The following is a 7,220-nucleotide window of genomic DNA, read 5'->3' on the forward strand; positions in this document are numbered from 1 at the left end:
AGGATTTTTAGAGGGATCTTCTTTTGGTGGCTAATATGTGTTTATTCAATTCGTCAAAAGCATGTGCCGGGGGACAATTTAGTAATTCACGTGCGCGCTGTAATCGGCCATCCTTTTTGTATGAAATTTCGATGGAGTACTCTTTGAGACTTTGTAAAATTTTATTTTCTATTTCCCCGGAATTTTTAGTGAAGTGCATGGATTTAATTATTTTCCAATCATCTGCGCCGGCATACTTTTGATCTCTCAAGGAGTTAATTCTGTTTTTTATGTTTTTGCATGACCCAATTTTAATAAGGCCTAGAAATTCTGATGATCCAATATAAACGTATCCACCCTCACGGTAACGAGATTCATATTTTATTGATGATGGGCTGCAGTGAATGCAATTCCAACTAATAGTACGTATTGTATGACCGCACTGAATGCACTGACTCACGCCGTAAGAATACTTAAATCCTCCTTCTTTCATTGCTTTTCGGCATTGCACGGTATTTAAACCATATCCGTTGTATAAGAGAGATTGGGGGATTCTCATTGTTTCGAGTAAATTTTCATCCAATTTATTCATTGTCATAGTAATGGTGGAGGTTGATTTTTTGTGCAATAGACATGCATTAGTGGATTAGACTATTGAGGTTTTGAATTAAATTGAAGTTGGCTGTTTTTTCAACAAGAATTACTTCAGATTCCAGTAACCTGCGCCCATGTCGTTCCAAGGGCAGGCCTCTGGATTCAGCTAACCACAATAACAACACTGCCCAGACCATGGCAGGACTTCCCAATACTTTGGCATGATGCAAAACGAATCCAGCCATGAAGCTTGTATCGGATGAGCGCAACGTTATAGACAACGCCGCTCTGAACGTTCGGTTGCCGTACGCCTGTTCATTGAATTTTTGTAGCATGTCAGTCAACGTGTTGGAAGGGTCAACCAATGTTTTCAGCACTTCGGACAATTGGACGACCGAGTTGTTGAAGGTGTATTCGCGTTGTTTCTTCCAATAGTCGTCATCTTCGGGCGGGCTCGTTGAATCGGCGCGTTGTGCTCTGGTTTCATTTCGTTCGCGAGCTTTGCGGAGTTTATCTAAGTTGTCACCATTTGTAGATTTGCGCAAGAACGCTGGGATTTCGATGTCGTCCATGCCTGCATTGGCCATGCCATCGACACTGCCTGCTGCACTGGTTCTGTTGTACCTCCAAAGGGCAGGCTTATTTATATCGGCAACGTGGGTGTTGAGATTCTCTGAGGCGTCCATTGAGCATGATTGCTTCACCAGCATTGAATAATTGGACGAATCGAAACTGCTCAGGAAATTTTGAATAACTGTCCCATGGCCACCAATTCCCGCCGCTTGCATCTGCGCCACTTGTTGCAGCAAAGGCAGGTCTTGCGCTTTTTCACCTTCGGCGCGTTGGTGTACCAAGATGAAGTTGGTATAGGGAGTGACCAGTTGGTATTGCACGGCCAGTGCGCGTTGGCGCTGCGTGTCGGTGTTGTCCAGCAAACGCTTGGCGGCGCACAGGCGGGGCAAGATGCCTTCTTCGTCCCACATCAGATTTTCGGCTCTGTGCGTGAGTGTTTTGTCTGCCAGTGCCCAGCGCTGGCTGGGCGCGGCAAGTGGTTTGCTGCTCACTTGCGCCCATTGGTGAATGGTGTCGCCTTGGCTGATTTCGCGTGGGCTGGGCGACTGGTAGATCAGTCCGTCAACGCTTTCCACGCTGCATTGGATGGCGCAGGCGTGGCGCATGCGATCGAGCAAGCGGGCCACGGCTTGTTGCATGCTTTGATTGGGGCTGACCATTTCGCAGGCGCCGCCGCTGACTTCGGCCAGTTCGCGCAGCAGGCTTTCGGCCGGGGCGCTGCCCACGCCCAATGCAAACAGGCGGTGGCCCGACTGGCGCACGGTGGCTACGATGTTTTCAATGTTCCAGATCTCGCCATCGGTGATGAGCAGGATGCTGGCCGCTTCAACAGGGCACTCGTCTTCTGGCGTAATCCGAATCACAGCTTCAAGTGCGCTGTCCATTTCGGTGCCACCCAAGTCGGCTTGGATGTTGCGGGCCTCTGAACGCAGGCGACGCTGATAAGCCTCTGTGCACCGTTGAAGTCGGGGCAGCACATGAAGGGTTTGGCTCCCAAAGCGCGTCATCGACACTTCGTCACTCGTCTCCAGTTGATGAAACAGCCAGTCCAGAGCATCGCGGGCTTGTTCGTTGCTGTCGCCTTGCATGGAGCCGGAGCCATCTACCAGCACTTTCATGCGCAGCTGGGCAGGCGCGGCGTTGGCAGCATCCCAATGGGCGGTGGCGCTGGTCAGCAAGGTGTATTGGCCGGGTTGCGTGGCATCGGCGCTGGCCATGGCAAAGGCCATGTCTTTCAGGCCGTGGATGGTCAGCACAAAGTCGCGGTCCAGCCAGGCTTTGTCTTGCAGTTTGACCATCACGCCGTTTTGGTGTTTAACCCGCTGCACGCCATGCGATGGGCTGGTGATGGTGCCGTTGGCCAAGGGGTTGGCGATGTCGAGCGACACATGCAGGCGGTATTCGGCCAGTGGGCTGCTGGTGGCGGTTTGGTGCGGGGCCAGGCCGCCCTGGCTGTGTTCGTCGCCATAACGTGGCGCGATGGTGGTGGGCAGACTCACGCGCAGCATGCCGCCTTCCAGCTTCAGCAGTTGGGCGTATTCCAGCTCGATCACCACCTCATCGCCGGGCAGTATGTTGCCCAGGTTGGCGGTGTAGAGGTCTTTGCCCGAGCGCTCCAGCATCACGGGCAAGTCGCCGGACTGGATGGCTTTTTCGTAAGTGGTTTCGGCTTCTTTCTTTTCGACCACGGTGCCGGTCATGCGCTTGCCATTGAGTTCGACCGCCATGCCAAGCAGCACGCTGCCCCAAGCCAGCGGGAAGGTGTAGACGCATTCGAGGTTGTCGCTGGTGGTGTTGCGGTAGACCTGGCGCAGCTTCATGCGCAGCATGAGACCTTGCAGCTGACCTTGGGCCTGCACCGATTGCAGGGCGACGGCTTGTCCGTCATCGCGGCTTTTGAGGTCCATCACTTCATTGCTCATTTTTGTTTTCCCATGCAGACATGACGGTGCGCACAAAGGCGCGGAGTTGTTCGGGCGACAAGCCCGCTTCTTGCGGATCGATTTGCAGTTCCACCCCTGGCGCGATGAACACATGGCTGCGCACTCGGATGCTGCCGGGTTGTTGTTGGCGTTCAGGCACGGGCGATTCCCCCCCGGCCATGACAGCGCGGATGCGCTCCAACGACACCCCTGAGTCGGCCAACTTGCGGATTTGCATGAGCTGGCCCAGATGCATGGGCGTGTAGTGCGCAGCCCGGGTCTCGCCCACTGGCCGGTCCACCAGGCCCAGCTGCATGTAATAGCGGACCGTGCGCTTGGGCAAATCGGTCAGCGCACAGAGCTGGTCTATGGAGTAGGTGGTGGTCATGGGGTTATTGTGACATATCTACTGTCTCAATAGATGTATTTAATAAAGCGTGGCACATCATGACCCGATGAAGAGCTATTTTTGACTTGGGAAGTGCGGCCGCTGTGGTGCGGCCTTTCAGGTCAGTGGCAGTGGTCTTCTCACTGATCCCAAATGGCCCTGACGATGACCGTTGTGTCTTTGACGATTTCAAAGAGTGCGACAGAGCCCTTGCAGCCAAAGGCGGTGATCAATTCGCGGGTGAAGGGGGCTGTCACCGACTTTGCGACATGCGAAAGGTGATGTGCGCAACAGTGCGATGACCGCACGGATGGCCAGGCGCGCATTTTCCGAGATATCATTCCATGGTTCAAAATCGCAGCGTAAGAGCGTGTTTATTGGCAAGCGCACGACGCCACCGCACATGTGGACTGGTCCAAAGCGAAAAAAGTCAAACTGCCCAATTTGCGCCCCACCACGAAAACCAATGCCTTGCGCTGGCCGCAGCATTTTTTGGACAGCATCAAAGTGGCAGCCAATGCGCGGGATGTGCCTTGCCAATCCCTCATCAAAGTCTGGCTCCAAGAGAAGCTGCACAGCCATTCATTCATCAGGACACCCACCGTTTGAACTTTTCTGATTTAAGCCTCATACCCGCGTTGCAACGTGCCGTGGCCGACATGGGCTTGTTTGCCCCCACCCCCATCCAGGCCGAGGCGATTCCGGCAGTTTTGAAGTCGGCCGACGTGTGGGCCACTGCGCCCACCGGCTCGGGCAAGACGCTGGCGTTTGCCTTGCCCTTGCTGCAGCAGCATGTGCTGCAGCCTCGCCAGACCAATTTCCGCCGCCCCATCCGCACCCTGGTGCTGGTGCCCACGCGTGAGCTGGCCGTGCAAGTCGGCGACATCCTCAGCAACCTGGCCTACCAGCCGGGGCTCAAGGTGGCGGTGGTCTATGGCGGGGTGTCGATCAACCCGCAAATGATGGGCCTGCGCGGTGGTGCCGACATCGTGGTGGCCACACCGGGCCGCTTGCTTGATCTGGTGGACCACAACGCGGTGCATTTGGGCGGTGTGCAGCACCTGGTGCTGGACGAGGCCGATCGCCTGCTGGACCTGGGTTTTGCCGACGAGCTGCAGCGCGTGCTGGCCTTGCTGCCTGCAAAGCGCCAGACCTTGTTGTTCTCAGCCACCTTCGCCCCCGAGGTGGAGGCGCTGGCAGCCAACTTGCTGCATGAGCCGGTGCGCATCACGGTGGAGGCCTTTGAAGGCCACAAGCCCGACATCACCCAGCGCGCCATTGCGGTGGACGAGAAAAGTCGCACCGCCTTGCTGCGCCACCTGATCGCTGAAAACAGCTGGAAGCAGGTGCTGGTGTTTGTGGCCACGCGCTACGCTTGCGAGCATGTGGCCAGCAAGCTCTACAAAGCGGGCATTTACGCCACGCCTTTTCATGGCGAGATGAGCCAAGGCGCCCGGCAGGATGTGCTGCACGACTTCAAGGCGGGTCGCTGGGATGTGGTGGTCACCACCGATCTGGCTGCGCGTGGCATCGACATCGCCATGCTGCCGGTGGTGGTCAACTACGACTTGCCGCGCTCGGCCACCGATTACACCCACCGCATTGGCCGCACGGGCCGCGCCGGCGCGCATGGCGACGCGGTGAGCTTTGTCACCGCCGAAGCTCTGGCCCACTGGCAGTTGATCCAGAAACGCGAAAGCCTGGAACTCGCTTTGGAGCAAATCCCAGGCTTTGAGCCCACCGACGAACCCCCTGCGCCGCAAGGCAACGGCGGTATCAAGGGCAAGCGACCGAGCAAGAAAGACAAGTTGCGGGCGGCAGCAGCAGCCCAAGAGGGCAAATGATGAAGGCCCCTGACGGGGCCTTTTGATTATTCGTCGTCGGATTCGTTGAACGCTTCGTGACTTTCTTGGCCTTCTTGTGACGCAGGCTTGATCACCCGCACCCCGTGTTTGCTCAAAATCTCCACGTACACGGCGGCTGCCCCAGATTTGGCTGCAGCGTCTACCGCATCGATCACGGCGCTCACGCGCACCACTTCGGCGGTGTCTTCGGTCAGACCCACTTTGCAGTCAAAGTCCCAAAAATCTGCGCCCTTGGGCACGTCGCGGTTGCGTTCGCGTTTGAAATATTTGCGGATCTCGTGCTTGACGGCTTCGAGCACGCGGTCGGGGTGCTTGCCTTCGGCTTGCAGGGGGAAATTCTTTTTCATGGGTCGTCCTAAAGGGAGAGGCAAGCGCCCGGTCCGGACGTGAATGCAGGGGCGGATTATCGCTGGTTTACCGGTGGCACCTTCACATTGAGCACATCTGGTAGCATACTAACGATCAAATTATTCTGGAGAGAGCACATGGACATTGCATTGGTCGGAGCAGGGATTGGCGGCTTGACGGCTGCCGCTTGTTTGTTGCGCAACGGTCACCGTGTGCGCATCTATGAGCAGGCCGGTCAGGTCAGCGAGGTGGGGGCTGCGGTGCAGATGAGCGCCAACGCCGTGAAGGTGCTCTACCACTTGGGTCTGAAACCGCAATTGGAGGCGCTGGCGGTGAAACCGCACGCCTTTGAGTTCCGCCGATTCGACACGGGCGAGTTGCTGCACGAGATCAAATTGGGGGCTGACCACGAAGCACGCCATGGTCACCCTTATTACCAGGTGCACCGCGTCGATTTGCATGCCGCGTTGATGGATGCCGTGCAGCAGTTGGATCCACAGGCGCTGCAACTGGGTTACCGCGCGGCCCGCGTGCAAGAAGACGGTCAAGGTGCAGAGGTGTTTTTTGAGGACGGTCGCCAGGTGCGCGCTGATCTGATCATCGGCTCAGATGGCATCAAATCGGTGGTACGCAAACACGTGGTGGACACCGAGCCCCCGGTGTTCACCGGGCAGGTGGCTTGGCGTCTGTCTATCCCCATCGAGCGCATCGCGCCGGACTTGCGTCCCGCGCTCGTGTCATCGATCTGGTGCGGCCCCAAGAACCACGCGGTGATGTATTACATGCGCTCCGGTCAGGTGCTGAACTTCGTGGGCTGTGTGGAGCGGCCTTGGGAGGAGGAGTCTTGGACCTCGCGCAAGCCCTGGGAAGAGCTGGACCAAGATTACGCGGGCTGGCATCCGATTGTCCGCGCCGCCATCGACAACGCCGACCGTGACCAGTGCTTCCGCTGGGCGCTGAACAACCGCCAGCCCGTGATGAACTGGTGCACCGACCGCGTGGCTTTGCTGGGCGATGCCGTGCACCCGACCTTGCCTTACATGGCGCAAGGCGCTGCCATGGCCATCGAAGATGCCGCCGTGCTCAGCCGCGCATTGCAGCTGGATGTGCCCTTGGCCCAAGCCCTTCAGGTGTTCCAGAACCACAGGGCGCCCCGCGCTGCACGCGTGGTCAGAGAGTCCACAGAGATGGGTGAGCTGTACCACATCGCCGATGCGCAGCAGATGAAGCAGGCCTTCAAGGACCGCAACATCGCCGCTTCACGCAACAACTGGTTGTACCCCTACGACCCGATGCACGTCGACTTGATGAGTCCGGCCGGTTGATGGTGCAGGCGCTGCTTTGCCAGCGCCTGTCCAAACGAAAAAATGCCCCTGCGTGTGAACTGACCCCAATAAGTTGGACGGTTTAAAAGGCTGATTAGGCCATAGAGGGCTGAGTTCTGTACTGCACAGGACTCAGCCCTTTTAGTTTGATCTTGATCCGATCGTTGTTGTAGTAGTGGATGTACTCCTTCAAGCCCATCTCAAGCTCTTTCACATTCTCGAATTT

At 56.9% G+C, this 7,220-nt stretch carries 8 protein-coding genes; 3 read left to right on the top strand and 5 right to left on the bottom strand.

Annotated features, from left to right (window positions below):
• Positions 1-7: 7 nt before the first annotated feature.
• From B9Z52_RS13840 to B9Z52_RS13850, 3 genes are read right to left on the bottom strand one after another with little or no spacing between them, the layout of a single operon-like run.
• Complete coding sequence (locus B9Z52_RS13840) at positions 8-571, bottom strand: GIY-YIG nuclease family protein (protein WP_158270565.1); 564 nt, start codon at positions 569-571, stop codon at positions 8-10.
• A gap of 46 nt (positions 572-617) precedes the next feature.
• A complete protein-coding gene (locus B9Z52_RS13845) occupies positions 618-3,068 on the bottom strand; it encodes a VIT and VWA domain-containing protein (RefSeq protein WP_158270566.1) in 2,451 nt (816 codons plus the stop codon).
• Positions 3,058-3,456, bottom strand: coding sequence for a helix-turn-helix domain-containing protein (locus tag B9Z52_RS13850; protein WP_108414432.1), 399 nt, complete (start codon positions 3,454-3,456; stop codon positions 3,058-3,060). The genes B9Z52_RS13845 and B9Z52_RS13850 overlap by 11 nt, the downstream gene beginning before the upstream one ends.
• A 405-nt stretch (positions 3,457-3,861) precedes the next feature.
• Between B9Z52_RS13850 and B9Z52_RS13860 the strand changes: the two genes are divergently transcribed.
• Complete coding sequence (locus tag B9Z52_RS13860) at positions 3,862-4,065, top strand: CopG family antitoxin (protein WP_199222103.1); 204 nt, start codon at positions 3,862-3,864, stop codon at positions 4,063-4,065.
• Positions 4,062-5,300 (top strand): DEAD/DEAH box helicase, encoded by a 1,239-nt coding sequence (locus B9Z52_RS13865; RefSeq protein ID WP_369907925.1) that lies wholly within the window; start codon positions 4,062-4,064, stop codon positions 5,298-5,300. The genes B9Z52_RS13860 and B9Z52_RS13865 overlap by 4 nt, the downstream gene beginning before the upstream one ends.
• A 26-nt stretch (positions 5,301-5,326) precedes the next feature.
• Here the strand turns inward: B9Z52_RS13865 and B9Z52_RS13870 are convergent, their stop codons facing one another.
• A complete protein-coding gene (locus B9Z52_RS13870; RefSeq protein WP_108414433.1) occupies positions 5,327-5,668 on the bottom strand; it encodes a DUF6172 family protein in 342 nt (113 codons plus the stop codon).
• A gap of 138 nt (positions 5,669-5,806) precedes the next feature.
• Between B9Z52_RS13870 and B9Z52_RS13875 the strand changes: the two genes are divergently transcribed.
• Positions 5,807-6,994 (top strand): FAD-dependent monooxygenase, encoded by a 1,188-nt coding sequence (locus tag B9Z52_RS13875; protein ID WP_108414434.1) that lies wholly within the window; start codon positions 5,807-5,809, stop codon positions 6,992-6,994.
• Positions 6,995-7,088: 94 nt separating this feature from the next.
• On the opposite strand, the gene B9Z52_RS13880 is transcribed toward B9Z52_RS13875, so the two are convergent.
• Positions 7,089-7,220, bottom strand: a 132-nt coding sequence (locus B9Z52_RS13880) for an IS3 family transposase (RefSeq protein WP_146182808.1), incomplete at its 5' end; no start/stop codon positions are given.

This window comes from Limnohabitans sp. Jir72, assembly GCF_003063575.1.
In the GTDB taxonomy this organism is placed as follows: domain Bacteria; phylum Pseudomonadota; class Gammaproteobacteria; order Burkholderiales; family Burkholderiaceae_C; genus Limnohabitans_A.

Bases quoted from the DNA above. Each gene is read 5' to 3' on its own strand.
- B9Z52_RS13875 (WP_108414434.1), top strand. From the start codon at position 5,807: ATGGACATTGCATTGGTCGGAGCAGGGATTGGCGGCTTGACGGCTGCC.
- B9Z52_RS13850 (WP_108414432.1), bottom strand. From the start codon at position 3,456: ATGACCACCACCTACTCCATAGACCAGCTCTGTGCGCTGACCGATTTG.
- B9Z52_RS13870 (WP_108414433.1), bottom strand. From the start codon at position 5,668: ATGAAAAAGAATTTCCCCCTGCAAGCCGAAGGCAAGCACCCCGACCGC.
- B9Z52_RS13840 (WP_158270565.1), bottom strand. From the start codon at position 571: ATGAATAAATTGGATGAAAATTTACTCGAAACAATGAGAATCCCCCAA.
- B9Z52_RS13845 (WP_158270566.1), bottom strand. From the start codon at position 3,068: ATGAGCAATGAAGTGATGGACCTCAAAAGCCGCGATGACGGACAAGCC.